The sequence below is a fragment of the Paraburkholderia sp. BR13444 genome, assembly GCF_040948755.1.
GTDB lineage: Bacteria > Pseudomonadota > Gammaproteobacteria > Burkholderiales > Burkholderiaceae > Paraburkholderia > Paraburkholderia youngii.
The window spans coordinates 83969-97215 of the sequence record NZ_JBFPKM010000007.1; the positions used below are offsets into that span (position 1 = coordinate 83969).

Annotated in this window: 15 protein-coding genes; 6 read left to right on the forward strand and 9 right to left on the reverse strand. The window is 65.5% G+C overall.

All coding sequences use genetic code 11. From position 1 onward, the window contains the following. Positions 1 to 25 precede the first annotated feature (25 nt). Complete coding sequence (locus tag AB3X95_RS20770) at positions 26 to 1069, forward strand: rod shape-determining protein (protein ID WP_176105923.1); 1044 nt, start codon at positions 26 to 28, stop codon at positions 1067 to 1069. Between the two features lie 22 nt (positions 1070 to 1091). Continuing rightward, positions 1092 to 1610: an SLATT domain-containing protein gene (locus tag AB3X95_RS20775; protein ID WP_176105924.1), complete on the forward strand. Its 519-nt coding sequence runs from the start codon at positions 1092 to 1094 to the stop codon at positions 1608 to 1610. Positions 1611 to 1651: 41 nt separating this feature from the next. Here the strand turns inward: AB3X95_RS20775 and AB3X95_RS20780 are convergent, their stop codons facing one another. Further along, the gene (locus AB3X95_RS20780; protein WP_176125735.1) at positions 1652 to 2347 is read right to left on the reverse strand and encodes a YceH family protein; all 696 of its coding nucleotides are present in this window, start codon (positions 2345 to 2347) and stop codon (positions 1652 to 1654) included. Positions 2348 to 2479: 132 nt separating this feature from the next. Further along, a complete protein-coding gene (locus AB3X95_RS20785) occupies positions 2480 to 2875 on the reverse strand; it encodes a PaaI family thioesterase (RefSeq protein ID WP_184227477.1) in 396 nt (131 codons plus the stop codon). Between the two features lie 139 nt (positions 2876 to 3014). Between AB3X95_RS20785 and AB3X95_RS20790 the strand changes: the two genes are divergently transcribed. Beyond that, complete coding sequence (locus AB3X95_RS20790) at positions 3015 to 3269, forward strand: BON domain-containing protein (protein ID WP_184227476.1); 255 nt, start codon at positions 3015 to 3017, stop codon at positions 3267 to 3269. A 24-nt stretch (positions 3270 to 3293) separates the two neighbouring features. Here AB3X95_RS20790 and AB3X95_RS20795 read toward each other — a convergent pair whose 3' ends face one another. Both AB3X95_RS20795 and AB3X95_RS20800 read right to left on the reverse strand, forming a co-directional pair. Beyond that, a complete protein-coding gene (locus tag AB3X95_RS20795; RefSeq protein ID WP_368622424.1) occupies positions 3294 to 4445 on the reverse strand; it encodes an acetate/propionate family kinase in 1152 nt (383 codons plus the stop codon). A 10-nt stretch (positions 4446 to 4455) separates the two neighbouring features. Then, positions 4456 to 6849, reverse strand: coding sequence for a phosphoketolase (locus AB3X95_RS20800; protein WP_176125731.1), 2394 nt, complete (start codon positions 6847 to 6849; stop codon positions 4456 to 4458). A gap of 465 nt (positions 6850 to 7314) precedes the next feature. On the opposite strand from AB3X95_RS20800, the gene AB3X95_RS20805 reads away from it, so the two are divergent. Then, positions 7315 to 7854 (forward strand): ankyrin repeat domain-containing protein, encoded by a 540-nt coding sequence (locus AB3X95_RS20805; RefSeq protein ID WP_184227473.1) that lies wholly within the window; start codon positions 7315 to 7317, stop codon positions 7852 to 7854. Positions 7855 to 7917: 63 nt separating this feature from the next. Here AB3X95_RS20805 and AB3X95_RS20810 read toward each other — a convergent pair whose 3' ends face one another. The 5 genes from AB3X95_RS20810 to AB3X95_RS20830 all read right to left on the reverse strand — a co-directional run bounded on the left by AB3X95_RS20810 (position 7918) and on the right by AB3X95_RS20830 (position 12304). Further along, a complete protein-coding gene (locus AB3X95_RS20810) occupies positions 7918 to 8616 on the reverse strand; it encodes an HAD family hydrolase (RefSeq protein WP_368622425.1) in 699 nt (232 codons plus the stop codon). Positions 8617 to 8652: 36 nt separating this feature from the next. Further along, positions 8653 to 9687, reverse strand: a complete 1035-nt coding sequence (gnd, locus tag AB3X95_RS20815; protein WP_176125728.1) for a phosphogluconate dehydrogenase (NAD(+)-dependent, decarboxylating) — start codon at positions 9685 to 9687, stop codon at positions 8653 to 8655. 218 nt (positions 9688 to 9905) lie between these two features. Then, positions 9906 to 11249 (reverse strand): sugar efflux transporter, encoded by a 1344-nt coding sequence (locus tag AB3X95_RS20820; protein ID WP_176369125.1) that lies wholly within the window; start codon positions 11247 to 11249, stop codon positions 9906 to 9908. 236 nt (positions 11250 to 11485) lie between these two features. Next, entirely contained in the window at positions 11486 to 11929 is a 444-nt protein-coding gene (locus AB3X95_RS20825) for a hypothetical protein (protein WP_368622426.1), read from the reverse strand. Positions 11930 to 12007: 78 nt separating this feature from the next. Then, positions 12008 to 12304, reverse strand: a complete 297-nt coding sequence (locus AB3X95_RS20830) for a DUF2628 domain-containing protein (RefSeq protein WP_176125725.1) — start codon at positions 12302 to 12304, stop codon at positions 12008 to 12010. Positions 12305 to 12477: 173 nt separating this feature from the next. Between AB3X95_RS20830 and AB3X95_RS20835 the strand changes: the two genes are divergently transcribed. Then, positions 12478 to 12798 carry a thioredoxin family protein gene (locus tag AB3X95_RS20835; protein ID WP_176105935.1) on the forward strand — a complete coding sequence of 107 codons (321 nt, stop codon included), beginning with the start codon at positions 12478 to 12480 and terminating at the stop codon, positions 12796 to 12798. Positions 12799 to 12813: 15 nt separating this feature from the next. Further along, positions 12814 to 13233, forward strand: coding sequence for a secondary thiamine-phosphate synthase enzyme YjbQ (locus tag AB3X95_RS20840; protein ID WP_176125723.1), 420 nt, complete (start codon positions 12814 to 12816; stop codon positions 13231 to 13233). The last annotated feature ends 14 nt before the right edge of the window (positions 13234 to 13247 follow it).

Here is a 13247-nt window from a genome sequence, read left to right on the forward strand (position 1 = left end):
CGCCTTCGCAAAGACAGGAATACGCATGTTCGGTTTTCTGCGCGGCTACTTTTCCAACGACCTCGCGATCGACCTCGGCACGTCGAACACGCTGATCTACATGCGCGGCAAGGGCATCGTTCTCGACGAGCCGTCGGTCGTGTCGATCCGCCAGGAAGGCGGGCCGAACGGCAAGAAGATCATCCTCGCCGTGGGCCGCGAAGCGAAGCAGATGCTCGGCAAGGTGCCGGGCAACATCGAGGCGATCCGGCCGATGAAAGACGGCGTGATCGCCGATTTCAACATCACCCAGCAGATGATCAAGCGCTTCATCCAGATGGCGCACGAGGCGCGGCTCTTTGCACCATCGCCGCGCATCATCATCTGCGTGCCATGCGGTTCGACCCAGGTCGAGCGTCGCGCGATCAAGGAGGCCGCGCATAGCGCGGGCGCCTCGCAGGTCTATCTGATCGAGGAACCGATGGCCGCCGCGACGGGCGCTGGCCTGCCGGTGTCGGATGCGACCGGCTCGATGGTCGTCGATATCGGCGGCGGCACCACCGAGGTCGGCGTGATCTCGCTAGGCGGCATCGTGTACAAGGGCTCGGTGCGCGTCGGCGGCGACAAGTTCGACGACGCCATCGTCAACTACATCCGCCGCAACTACGGCATGCTGATCGGCGAGCAGACCGCCGAAGCGATCAAGAAAGAAATCGGCTCCGCGTTTCCGGGCTCCGAGGTCATGGAGATGGAAGTCAAAGGCCGCAACATGTCCGAGGGCATTCCGCGCAGCTTCACGGTGTCGAGCAACGAAATTCTCGAAGCGCTGACCGATCCGCTGAATCAGATCGTCTCGTCAGTGAAGATCGCACTGGAACAAACGCCACCGGAACTCGGCGCGGACATCGCCGAGCGCGGCATCACGCTCGCCGGCGGCGGCGCGCTGCTGCGCGATCTTGACCGTCTGCTCGCCGAGGAAACCGGCCTGCCGGTGTTCGTCGCCGAGGCGCCGCTGACCTGCGTCGTCCGCGGCTCGGGCATGGCGCTGGAGCGGATCGAGAAGTTCGGCAGCTCGTTTTCCTACGATTGATGTGCGTGCCGACCACTGAACGATGACGACCCTGCCCGCCTACGAGCCGCCCGTCGACGAAACCGAGTTGCTGTTGAAATGGATTCGCCGCGCGCGCGAATCCCAGATGAGCCATTACGACATGGCGGATCTGCTGTCGGCGCGCGAGCGCCGCATGGGATGGCTCGTGACCGCGCTGACCGCGTTCGTCGGCACGGCGGTATTCGCGTCGTTGAGCGTGCCGCCGGTGTCGTTCGAGATGCGGATATTCGTTGGGCTCGTCAGCGTGACGGCGGCGATTTCCGCGGCGTTGCAAACGTTCCTGCGCTATGCGGAACGTGCCGAGAAGCACCGCGCGGCCGGTGCGCGCTATGGCGCGGTGCGCCGGCGGCTCGAAGCGGTGTTTGCCGGCGACGCCGATGCGCGCGAAGCGCACTACCTCACCGGGATCCGTACCGAACTCGACCGTCTCGCAGAAGACTCGCCGAACGTGCCGCCACGGATCTTCTATCGCACGCAGCGCACGTTGCTGGCGGACAGGCCGCGTCGGCGCGATGCGTGAAACGGGCGGCTTTACGTTTCTGTTTTCGTGTGCAATTCAGATCACAAATCGTCCGCGCTGATACCCAGCTCGGCCGCCATGCGCCGCACGACGGCCTGCAGACGGCTGACTTCATCGGCGAGACGCTTCTGCTCGGCCTTCAGCGCCTCGAATGCGGACAGCGGCACGCTGTCGTCCTCGGCAACCGCCGACTGCGCGGCTTCGCTGATGCTGACCTCGCCGCACAACAGATGCATCCAGCGATTTTCGCGCTCGCCCGCCATGCGCGGCAGCCGGACGACGCGAGGCGGATCGTTCGCGGCCAGTTCGTCGAGAAAAGCTTCGACCGACGAGATATCGGCGAAACCATGCAGACGCGCGCTGTTCAGGCGCAATTCGGCGGCCGTTTGCGGGCCGCGCAGCAGCAGCGTGGTCAACAGCGCGATCGACTGTCCCGGCAGTCCGAGCACGCGGTTCATGTTGTGCTCGAAGCGCGGCACGCGGCTACTGCTGCCCTCGAACACGAGGCTCAGGCGTTTCAAGCCGTCGATGGCGGTCAGCACCTCGGCCTCGGTCGCGTTCATCACCGGCGCGCGGCCGGTCTTCTGATTGCAGCCGAGCGTCAGCGCGTTCAGCGATAGCGGATAACTGTCGGGTACTGTGTTCTGTTTTTCGACGAGCACACCGAGAACACGTCCTTCGAGCGCGGTCAGCGCGCGCAGCGAGGGTCGGGAAGGAGCGTCGGGAGTCGAATTCATGGGGATGCGAGGTCTCGTGGAAGATGCGCGCGCCGTTCGCGGCTGGACGGCGCGTTCTGTCAGGTGGCCACTATGATAAACGCGGCGCGGTTCGCGCGGTGTGGGAATCTGCGCTGCCGGCGCCGTTGCGCGTCAGGCGGTCTTCGAATACTTGAAGGTGCCCTGCGCGCTCGCGATCAGCAGCTTGCCGTCCACCCACGCTTCGGCGCGCGAAAAGAAAATGGAGCGGCCCGACCGTTCGAGAAAGCCCTTCGCGGTGACCGTCGCGCCGAGCCCCTTGTCCAGATAGTTGGTGGTCAGCGACAGCGTGAAGCCATGCCGGGCCGGCTGTCCCGGCTGCGTATACAGGCCCGCGTAGCCCGCGGCGGCATCGAGCAGCGTCGCGATCGCGCCGCCTTGCAGCACGCCCTGACGATTGAGCTTGCTCGCGTCGATCGGCATCAGCAGCTCAGCGTAGCCGTCGCGCCATTGCGTCAGACGCACGCCGAGCGATTCGAGAAACGGGTTGTCGATGGGAAAGTCGGACATGATTCGGGCGTGGGCTCGGTCGGAACGAACCGTGAGCATACCCTCGAAACGCGCGCGGCAGCGGCCAGGCGCGCACACGGGCAAATCCCGCCGCATCTGCTAGTGTGAAGGGATGGACATTCTGTTTCGTGGAGACTCGATGCGCTCCGCTAGCTGGAAATCTGGCGAGCCTGCCCGCCTGACCGACGCTCAGATCGCCGCTGAAGCGGCGCGCCGTCTCGCGTGGGACTCGGCCGTGCCGCCGCGCGCGGTGCGCGTGAAGGTCACGCGCGGGCGCATCACGCTGTCGGGTGAGCTTCAGCGCGAAGCACAGCGCATCGCGATGCTCGAAGACGTGACGCGGTTGTTCGGCGTCACCGGCATCGCGGACCGGACCATCGTCAAATCGGCATAACGCGGTTCAAGCGGGTCAGGCGCGTCAGCTCAGGCCCGCTAGCAGCAGTTCCCGACAATGCCGCGCGATCTGCTTCTCCTCCTCGGTGTGCAACACCCTCACCTTGCCCGCCGGATCGCCTTCGACCAGCCCAAGAAACGCAAGACCGTCGCAGACGCGCCGCCGAACCTCGGCGCTGTGCTCGCCGATCCCGCCGGTGAACACCAGCAGATCGATGCCGCCAAGCAGCGCCGCGTATCCGCCGATCGTCTTGCGAACTCCGGTCGCGAACGCATCGAGCGCGAGCGACGCGTGTGCATCGCCGGCCGCCGCGCCTTTTTGCAGCGCTTGCATGTCGCTTTCGCCGTCCGCGTAACCGGCCAGACCGCTCTGGCGATTGAGCAGCGTGTCCAGCGCATCGGCGTCGAGCCGTTCCGCGCGCATCAGATACAGCAGCACGCCCGGATCGAGGTCGCCGCTGCGCGTGCCCATCGGGATGCCGCCGGTCGGCGTCAGGCCCATCGTCGTATCGACCGAGCGGCCGTCGAGCAGCGCGCACAGGCTCGCACCATTGCCGAGATGCGCGAACACCGCGCGCGACGGCAAAGCCGCGCCGAGTTGCTTGACCAGCGATTCGTACGACAGCCCGTGAAAGCCATAGCGGATCACACCGGCGTCCGCATAACGGCGCGGCAGCGGGAGCCGCGCGGCGCGCGGCGGCAGCGTCGCATGAAACGCGGTGTCGAAGCACGCGTAATGCGTAGCGTCGCGGAAAATCTGCGTGGCTTCGTTGATCAACTCGAGTGCCGGCGGGATATGCAGTGGCGCGAAGTGCAGCGCGTCGAGCAACTGACGGCGCACGTCGTCGGTGATGCGCTGGTGCGTGCGCAGATGCGGCCCGCCATGCACGACGCGATGCCCGACCGCCGAGGGCCGCGCCTGATGCTGTTGCACGAGCAGTTGCGAAAGCTGTTGCAGCGCCTCGGTCTGCGAGTCGAGCTTCTGGTCCTGCTGCAACAGCACGCGGCCGTCGGCCGCCTTGATCCGCAGGCGGCCGTCGGTGCGGCCGATGCCCTCGGCCGCGCCTTCGAGCAGCAGCGTTTCGTCGTCGGCCGAGGGTGCGAAAAGCCCGAACTTCAGCGACGACGATCCGCTGTTCAACACGAGGATCGTCCGTTCCTGATCGTGGTCGTGCATGGTGTCCCCCTCAGCCTTTCCACGTCCAGTTGCGGATTTCCTCCTTGTCGATCCCCTCCTCGTGCGCATACGCGAGATGCTCGATGATCTGCCCGCGCAGCCACTCCTTCGTATGATCGCCGACACCGCGCAGCGTGGGTACCCGATCGATCGCATCGATCGCCAGCGTGAAGCGGTCGACGCCGTTGATGATCGCGAGTTCGAGCGGGGTATTGATGTTGCCCTTCTCGTTGTAGCCATGCACGTGCATGTTGCCGTGGTTCTTGCGGTTGTACGTGAGCTTGTGCACGAGCGCCGCATACGCGTGGAAGTTGAAGATCACCGGCTTGTCGGTCGTAAACAGCGAATCGAAATCGCGGTCGGACAGTCCATGCGGATGCGCACGCTCGGGCATCAGGCGGAACAGATCGACCACGTTGACGAAGCGGATCTTCAGCGTCGGGCAGTGCTCCTTCAGGATCTGCACGGCGGCGAGCGCTTCCATCGTCGCGATGTCGCCCGCGCACGCCATCACGACGTCCGGCTCGGCGCCCTGATCGGTCGACGCCCAATCCCAGATGCCGATACCCTTCGTGCAATGAATGACGGCAGCGTCCATGTCGAGATAGTCCAGGTGCGGCTGCTTGTCGGACACGATCACGTTCACATAGTCGCGTGAGCGCAGGCAGTGGTCGCCCACGCTCAGCAGACAGTTCGCATCGGGCGGCAAATAGATGCGCACCACATCCGGGCTCTTGTTCGTGACCACGTCGAGAAAACCGGGGTCCTGGTGCGTGAAACCGTTGTGATCCTGGCGCCACACGATCGACGTGATCAGCAGATTGAGCGACGGCACCGGCTGCCGCCAGCCGAGCTCGCGCTTGGATTTTTCGAGCCATTTCGCGTGCTGGTTGAACATCGAGTCGATCACGTGCACGAACGCTTCGTAGGTCGCGAAGAGCCCATGACGGCCGGTCAGGTTATAGCCTTCCAGCCAGCCTTCGAGTGTGTGCTCGCTGAGCATCTCCATCACGCGGCCGTCGGGCGACAGGTAGCCTCCGTCGGCGTCGCTCGGTTCGAGGGGATCGAGCCAGGTCTTGCCCGACACTTCATAAACCGCATGCAGCTTATTGCTCGACGTTTCATCGGGACCGAACAGCCGGAAGTTCGACATGTTCTTGCGCATCACGTCGCGCAGGAAGGTGCCGAGCACCGCGGTCGGCGACGTATACGCCGCCGCCGGTTTCTTCACGGCCACCGCGTAATCGCGGAACGACGGCATGTCGAGCATCTTGCACAGCAGCCCGCCGTTCGCGTGCGGGTTCGCGCTGATGCGGCGCGCGCCTTCGGGCGCGAGCGCGCGCAGTTCTTCGACGAGCCGGCCGTTCGCATCGAACAGCGTTTCAGGCCCGTAGCTGCGCAGCCAATCCTCGACGATCTTCAAACTCTTGCGATTGGTCACCGCATCGGCCACCGGCACCTGATGCGAGCGCCACGAGCCTTCCACCTTGTGACCGTCCACTTCTTTCGGCCCGGTCCAGCCCTTCGGCGAGCGCAGCACGATCATCGGCCAGCGCGGCCGCGTGGTGTCGTTGTTCTGCCGCGCGTTCTGCTGGATCGCGCGAATTTCGCTGATGCATTGTTCGAGCGTCGCAGCCATCTGCTGATGCATCGTGTCGGGATCGTCGCCTTCGACGAAATACGGCTTGTGCCCGAAACCGACCATCAATGCTTCGAGCTCTTCACGCGGAATGCGCGCGAGCAGCGTCGGATTGGCGATCTTGTAGCCGTTCAGATGCAGCACCGGCAGCACCGCGCCGTCGCGGATCGGATTCAGGAATTTGTTCGAATGCCACGAGGTGGCGAGCGGTCCGGTCTCCGCTTCGCCGTCGCCGATCATCACGGTGACGATCAGTTCAGGATTGTCGAACGCGGCGCCGTAGCCGTGCGACAGGCAGTAGCCGAGTTCGCCGCCCTCGTGAATCGAGCCCGGCGTTTCGGGCGTGCAATGCGAACCGACGCCGCCCGGGAACGAGAATTGCCGGAAAAAGCGCCGCATGCCGTCTTCGTCCTCGCTGCGGTCCGGATAGACCTCGGAGTAGGTGCCTTCCAGATAGCAGTGCGCGAGACTCGCCGGCGCGCCATGACCGGGGCCGGACAGAAAGATCATGTCGAGATCGTATTTGCGGATCAGCCGGTTCAGGTGCACGAGCACGAAGCTCTGGCCGGCGTCGGAACCCCAGTGGCCGAGCAGCCGGTTCTTGATGTGCTCGGGCTTCAGCGGTTCGCGCAGCAGCGGGTTGTCGCGCAGATAGATCATGCCGACCGACAGGTAATTGCATGCGCGCCAGTAGCGATCGAGGTTGCGCAGCGTATCGGGGTCCAGAACTTGCGGTGGGGTGGGATGCGAGGTTGCTTCGGCCATGGCGTCACTCCTCGAAAAGTACTGTCAGGCTGGTTGGCGGATGATGCGGTGCACTCGAAACGAAGCCGTGGGGCACGGGTCGAATGTACTAAGCTGCTCAAACCGGGGGCGAATGTTTTCTACCCCTTGCAGTATCTCGCGCTGAATGTGGCATTCGTACTGCAATTGCCTTGCGCTGTCTGCTTTCTTTTCGTGATCCTCTGTCTCAGGTCAATGGCCGCCATGTCGAGATCTCCCAGTGCGCTCAAAGTGCTTAAGGTTCTGGTCCTTACGCTCGTGTTGACGTTGGTGGCGGTCGGAATACCGATAGGCGTATTCGGGCTGCTGGTCAAGCTGTTCAGCCACGCGTAGCATAGCGGCGCCGCTGTCGGCACGCGGACGCGAGCGCCGCGGAATGTGTATGCTCTTTGCAAGACCGGGCGTGACATTTGCATCGCGCCGCTCATTCAACGCAAGGAGAGAGCTTTGGCCAACCACAGCGACCACACCAACAACCCGCCCGCTTCGCAGCCCGATCCTGAATTGCAGGCGCTCGCCCGCGAAGTCTTCGACCTCGCGCGACGCGGCGATGCGACGATGCTCGCCGCCGTCATCGAAAAAGGCGTACCGCCGAATCTGCGCAACGAACGCGGCGACAGCCTGCTGATGCTCGCGAGCTATCACGGCCACGTCGACGCGGTGCGCACGCTGCTCGAACAGGGCGCCGATGCGAACCTGCGCAACGATGCGGGACAGACGCCGATCGCGGGCGCCGCGTTCAAGGGCTTCGACAAGGTGATCGAAACCTTGCTCGCGCATGGCGCCGACGTCGAAGGCGCATCGCCCGATGGCCGCACCGCGCTGATGATCGCCGCGATGTTCAACCGCACCGCAATCGTCGATCTGCTGCTCGCGCACGGCGCGGACCCGCATGCGCGCGACGCGAACGGCGTCAGCGCGGCCGATGCCGCCGCACGGATGGGCGCCGCCGATACCCAGGCGCGCCTGAAAGCGCTGGGCGCTTGATCTCGCGACTTCACCCGCGGCTTCACCCATGAAGCGGTGCCCGCACATCGCGCGCGGCGCCGCCTAGTTGCCCTTCCCGCTACACAACAGCGTCTCCACGTCGATCTCCGCCAACTCGCCGATTCGCCCGACGCTCACGTCCGCGGGCGGATTGTTCGCGATCTCCTTCGCATCGAACGCATAGTGTCCCTGGCGCGGAAACACGGTCGTCAGCTCCGTGCCCCATGCCTTCTTCATCGCGCCCAGAATCCGCAGCTTGTCGTCGACCATCACGTAATGGCGCGCCGGATAGCAATCCATCACCTGATCGAGCATCAACTCCTTGTGGATGTAGATCAGCACGCGCCCTTCGACTTCGTCCCACAGGCCCGAGCGCGAAATCTTGCGCGGCTGGAACACCACGTCGCCGTCCGACAGGATCACCGTCGGCCCGTACTTGGCCACATGCCGCAGCGCGTCGAGCGCACCCGGATACAGCCGGTTCGCAAACGGATACTCGATCAGGAACGACGACATCAGCAGCAGACGCGTGTCGCGTGGATGCTCGGTCCGGTAGCGCTGCAGCGCGCCGAGGTAGTCGGCGTAGCCGAGTTCGGTGCGCAGGTTCTCGAAGATTTCCCAGTAGCGCGCACTGTTCTCTTCGCCGAACTGCCCCATCATGTGCGCGCGCAGATCCTGCAGCACGTGATCGTTGTCGAGCAGCGTGTTGTCGCAATCGAACAGAAAGACGACGTCGTGCGGCGTGGCGGAAGTGACTGGCATCGCGGTTCCTCGTGGCAGGTTCGTGGATCGCCTCGGCTACTTCAGCCCGCCGTCCGGCGCGACGGGTTTTTCCGCATGGCCGCCGAAATCGTGCCGCATTGCCGACAGCACGCGGTTCGCGAAATCGGCTTCTCCGCGCGAACTGAAGCGCGCGAACAGCGCCGCGCTGAGCACCGGCGTCGGCACGCCTTCGTCGATCGCCGCCGCGACGGTCCAGCGCCCCTCGCCCGAATCCGATACGCGGCCCGCGTAGCCCTTCAGTTCGGTGTCGCTGGCGAGCGAGCCGGCGATCAGGTCGAGCAGCCACGAGCCGATCACGCTGCCGCGCCGCCACACCTCCGCGATGTCCGCGAGATTCAGATCGTACTGATACTGCGCGGGGTGGCGCAGCGGCGACGTCTCCGCATCGGCTTCGCGCGCGTGGCGGCCGGCGTCGGCGTGGCGCAGCACGTTCAGGCCCTCGGCATAAGCGGCCATCAGCCCGTACTCGATGCCGTTATGAACCATCTTGACGAAATGCCCCGCGCCTTGCGGTCCGCAATGCAGAAAACCCTGCTCGGCGGTGCTCGCGCCCGCCACGCGGCCAGGTGTCGCGCTCTCAGTGCCCACGCCGGGCGCCAGCGCCGAGAAGATCGGTTCGAGCCGTTTCACGACCTCGGCCTCGCCGCCGATCATCAGGCAGTAGCCGCGCTCGCGCCCCGCCACGCCGCCGCTCGTGCCGACGTCCACGTAGTGAAGCTGGCGCGCGCCGAGCTGCTGGCCGCGGCGGATGTCGTCGTGATAGTAGGAGTTGCCGCCGTCGACCACGATGTCGCCCGGTTCGAGCAGCGGCACGAGTTTGTCGAGCGTCGCGTCGACCACCGCGGCGGGCACCATCAGCCACACGGCGCGCGGCCTGGCGAGCTTCGCGACGAGGTCTTCGAGCGAGCTTGCGCCGGCCACGCCTTCCTGCTTCAGCCTGTCGACGGCCGCCGGCTGCACGTCGTACACGATGCATTGCTGAGCACCGCTGGTCAGGCGCCGCACCATGTCGGCGCCCATCCGTCCCAATCCAATCATGCCTAGCTGCATAGCTCGCTCCGGAAGATGCTGCGTTGCGCTGTCCGATTTTCTGGTCGTCGTGTTGCGGCGGCGTGGTTGCCCTTAAGCATAGGCGCTGTGTCGCGAGGGGTGCGCCGAATAGGTCGAAAGAAGCCGCACTTTTTTGCAAAGGTGCGGCGCGGGTCAAAGTTCCGCGCGGCTGGAGGCGCGCCGCATCCGCACGAAGGCGGATCCGGCGCTGTCGCGCGTCATTCGCTACGCTCGGGCAGGCGCGTGCCGCGGCGCGCGGCCAGCTTCGCGTATTGCTCGGCCGCGAAGCGCTTCACCGCGCGCCACATCACCGGATAACGATAGCCGGGCACCGCGAACAGCACGAGCGCGCACAGCCCCAGTAGTCCGCAAAACAGGAACGTGCCGCGATAGCTGAACGCCTGCACGAGCAGCCCGGAAAGCACGCCCGACAGGATCGAGCCGACCCGCGCCGCATTGAAGAACAGCGCGGTCGCGCGCCCGGGCGAATGCGGCATCAGATCCTGCACGTAGGTCATGCCGAGGCAGGAGGTCACGGCGACCACGAACGCGTTCAGCATCTGCATCGGGATCAGCACGCTGACGTTGCCGGCGAGCGACATCGCGACGAAGTACACCGCATGCACGGCCGCGCACGCGGCAAGCCAGTTTGGCTTGTGCAGCGACGAGGACTTCGCGCCGAGCGCGAGCATCATCGGGATCTCGGTCAGCGCGCCGAGACCGAGCATCACCGACACGTCGAGATGCGTGCCGTTCAGCCCGTGCACGATGTAGAGCGGCAGCACGATCATCGTCGCGTTCGCGGCGAGGCCGAGCAAGGTCAGCGCGGTCACCGAACGCAGGATGTCGTTCGCCGACGCGGCTGGCAGCGTTTCGTGCGCATCCTCGCCGGGTTGCCGCAGCGGCGGCACCGTGATCGACGCGGACGGCTCGGACGCGGTGTCCTCGACCGTGTGATCGCCGAGATGGCTCTGCGGCTCCTGCATGCGCCAGACGATGAAGCCACAGGTCGCGAAGCTCGCGGCCGCGAACAGGAACAGCCCGGTGAAGCTCGTCGCGGCGAGCACCAGCGCGCCGACCGACGGCCCGAACACCCATGCGGCCGACAGGATCGTGCGCAGCGTCGCGCTCGCGAACACACGTTCGGCCGGGTCCGGCACCGGCAGCGCCGCGCGGCTGAACGAGAACACCATCGAAATCGCCGAGCCGCCCGCGCCGATGAACACGATGCCGACCACGAGCAGCAGCCGGTAATCGCGCACCACGCATAGACCCAGGTAGCCGAGCGCGGCCAGGATCAGCGCCGCCAGCAACAACGGCCGGTGCCGCCCGCTGCGGTCGCTCCAGCGCCCGGCGGCCGTGCTCGCGAGCACGCCGCTCGCGGCGATCAGCGTCATGAATACGCCGAGCCGGAACGGCGTCATGCCGGCGCGTTCGATGCCGAACAGAGACAGATACGGTGCGGTGAAGGACATCGCCACACCGAGCATCAGGGTGGCGGCAGCGAGCGGCTTGAAGCCAGGAATGCGAAGCAGGTCGAAAAAACGCGCAGTTTTCAACACGGGGACGGAGGGTCAGGTGGAGCGGGCCTCGCTGCGCTTCGATGCGCTCGACGGCACGATGGGCGTCGCGGGCTCGGGGCCAAAACGACCGGGGCATTATCGACCCGGAGCGCGGCTCGCGTAAACCCGCGCAACAGCCGTCCCAAATGTGGAATGCGCGCGCCCGTGCGCAGCGCTGCTCGCGCCGTGCCGCGCCGATGCGTGCGGTTAGCGGCAATCTGCCGGCACGCTCGCCGCTATTTGCCCTCAGTTGCGCGCATTTGCTGCGCCTGCGCCTTGTAGTCGTAGGTCGGATAGAACTCGGTGTGATAGCCGCCCCACGCGGTCGATTCGATCGCACGGTTCACTTCGCGCAACCGGCTCGCGGGCACGCGCAGCGTCACGACCTGTCCGATGCCCATCATCACGTACCACGACACGACTTCGATGCCGGGCGGCGGAAAGGTCTTGAAGAAGCCCTGCTCGCGCAGTTGATCGTTGATCTTCGGCAGCGGCTTCGATTCGTCGTGGCGCAGGAAGATCGTCAGCAGGAAGGTGTCGTCGGCGGGAGCGGACGCTGGTGTGGCGGGGGTGACGGCGAGCGTGGCGGGGGGCGCCGCGTCGGCGGCGTGGGCGAGCGGCGCGATGGCCAACATCCCCAACGACACGGCGAGACCAGCGACTGTCGATCCAATGAGCATGAAACGCCTCCATCACGGATTGAACTCAGCTTCGATCACACGTCTGCGCGCAGCAATCCCCGCTCCCGCGCGAACGCATCACACGGTCACGTAGCCGCGCTGTTCGAGCGTCCAGCGATGCCAACGGTTGCCATACGCGCCGCACGCGAACGCGAACACGATCGACAGCACGAAGCCGATCAGGTCGGCCGTCTCGCCCCACAGACCGATGCCGAGCAGAATCACGTTGATGCCCAGCATCACGAACGCGGCGAACCACATTCTTTTCGACAGCGCCCAGATGAAGCCGAGCAGGCACGCGCCCCAGCTGAAGCCGGTCGCGACCGCGATTGCGTCCTTGTGTTGCGGATGTTGCAGATAGATTCGGGCGTTCATGTTTTGCGAGGTTCCGTGCGATGACGCGGCGCGTCGATCGGTCGAGCACGCGCGCACCGCTTTTTAACATGCCGCGGCGACATCACGCGCATCGGCTGCATACGGCCGTCGCGCTGACGATCCGCAGCATAGCTGCTACCCTTGGCAGATCAAGATCAAAGAGCGGAGCACGCATGACCTCCTCGACAGCTTATTCCCCGAAAGCCCCTTCCCGCGCCGAGCTCGATTCGCTGCCCGGCGCCACCGTCGTCGAATTCGGCACCGACTGGTGCGGCTATTGCCAGGGCGCGCAGGCCTCGATCCGGCAGGCGCTCGCGCCGCACGCGGGCCTGCGGCATCTGAAGATCGAGGACGGTCCCGGCCGCCCGCTCGGCCGCTCGTTCAAGGTCAAGCTGTGGCCGACGCTCGTGCTGATGCGCGACGGCGCCGAGGTCGCGCGCGTGGTGCGGCCTCGCAGCGCCGAGGACATCGAGGACGCGTTCGCGTCGCTCTGATATTCGAGCTCCATCATGCGCCAGGTCATCCATCATCTGCGTGTCCAGGCCCGTGGCCGCGGCCTGGTCGAATTTACCGACGACGCGCGCCGCTTCGTCGACGATACGGACATCCGTACGGGTCTCCTGACGGTGTTTTGCCGGCACACGTCGGCGTCGCTGCTGATTCAGGAGAACGCCGATCCATCGGTGCGGCGCGATCTGCAGCGCTACTTCGAGAGCCTCGCGCCAGAGGACGACACGCGCTACGAGCACGACACCGAAGGCCCCGACGATATGCCCGCGCATCTGCGCACGGCACTCACGCAGGTGCAGCTATCGGTGCCCGTCGAGCATGGAAGAATGGTGCTCGGCACATGGCAGGGGCTCTATCTGTTCGAACATCGGCGTCAGCCACAGCCGCGCGATATCGTGTTGCATCTGCTCGGCGAATAAAGTCCGCTTTCGCA

Excerpts from the sequence above, each read along its gene's own strand:
- AB3X95_RS20770 (WP_176105923.1), top strand. The coding sequence starts at position 26 with ATGTTCGGTTTTCTGCGCGGCTACTTTTCCAACGACCTCGCGATCGAC.
- AB3X95_RS20775 (WP_176105924.1), top strand. The coding sequence starts at position 1,092 with ATGACGACCCTGCCCGCCTACGAGCCGCCCGTCGACGAAACCGAGTTG.
- AB3X95_RS20780 (WP_176125735.1), bottom strand. The coding sequence starts at position 2,347 with ATGAATTCGACTCCCGACGCTCCTTCCCGACCCTCGCTGCGCGCGCTG.
- AB3X95_RS20785 (WP_184227477.1), bottom strand. The coding sequence starts at position 2,875 with ATGTCCGACTTTCCCATCGACAACCCGTTTCTCGAATCGCTCGGCGTG.
- AB3X95_RS20790 (WP_184227476.1), top strand. The coding sequence starts at position 3,015 with ATGCGCTCCGCTAGCTGGAAATCTGGCGAGCCTGCCCGCCTGACCGAC.
- AB3X95_RS20795 (WP_368622424.1), bottom strand. The coding sequence starts at position 4,445 with ATGCACGACCACGATCAGGAACGGACGATCCTCGTGTTGAACAGCGGA.
- AB3X95_RS20800 (WP_176125731.1), bottom strand. The coding sequence starts at position 6,849 with ATGGCCGAAGCAACCTCGCATCCCACCCCACCGCAAGTTCTGGACCCC.
- AB3X95_RS20810 (WP_368622425.1), bottom strand. The coding sequence starts at position 8,616 with ATGCCAGTCACTTCCGCCACGCCGCACGACGTCGTCTTTCTGTTCGAT.
- gnd (WP_176125728.1), bottom strand. The coding sequence starts at position 9,687 with ATGCAGCTAGGCATGATTGGATTGGGACGGATGGGCGCCGACATGGTG.
- AB3X95_RS20825 (WP_368622426.1), bottom strand. The coding sequence starts at position 11,929 with ATGCTCATTGGATCGACAGTCGCTGGTCTCGCCGTGTCGTTGGGGATG.
- AB3X95_RS20830 (WP_176125725.1), bottom strand. The coding sequence starts at position 12,304 with ATGAACGCCCGAATCTATCTGCAACATCCGCAACACAAGGACGCAATC.
- AB3X95_RS20835 (WP_176105935.1), top strand. The coding sequence starts at position 12,478 with ATGACCTCCTCGACAGCTTATTCCCCGAAAGCCCCTTCCCGCGCCGAG.
- AB3X95_RS20840 (WP_176125723.1), top strand. The coding sequence starts at position 12,814 with ATGCGCCAGGTCATCCATCATCTGCGTGTCCAGGCCCGTGGCCGCGGC.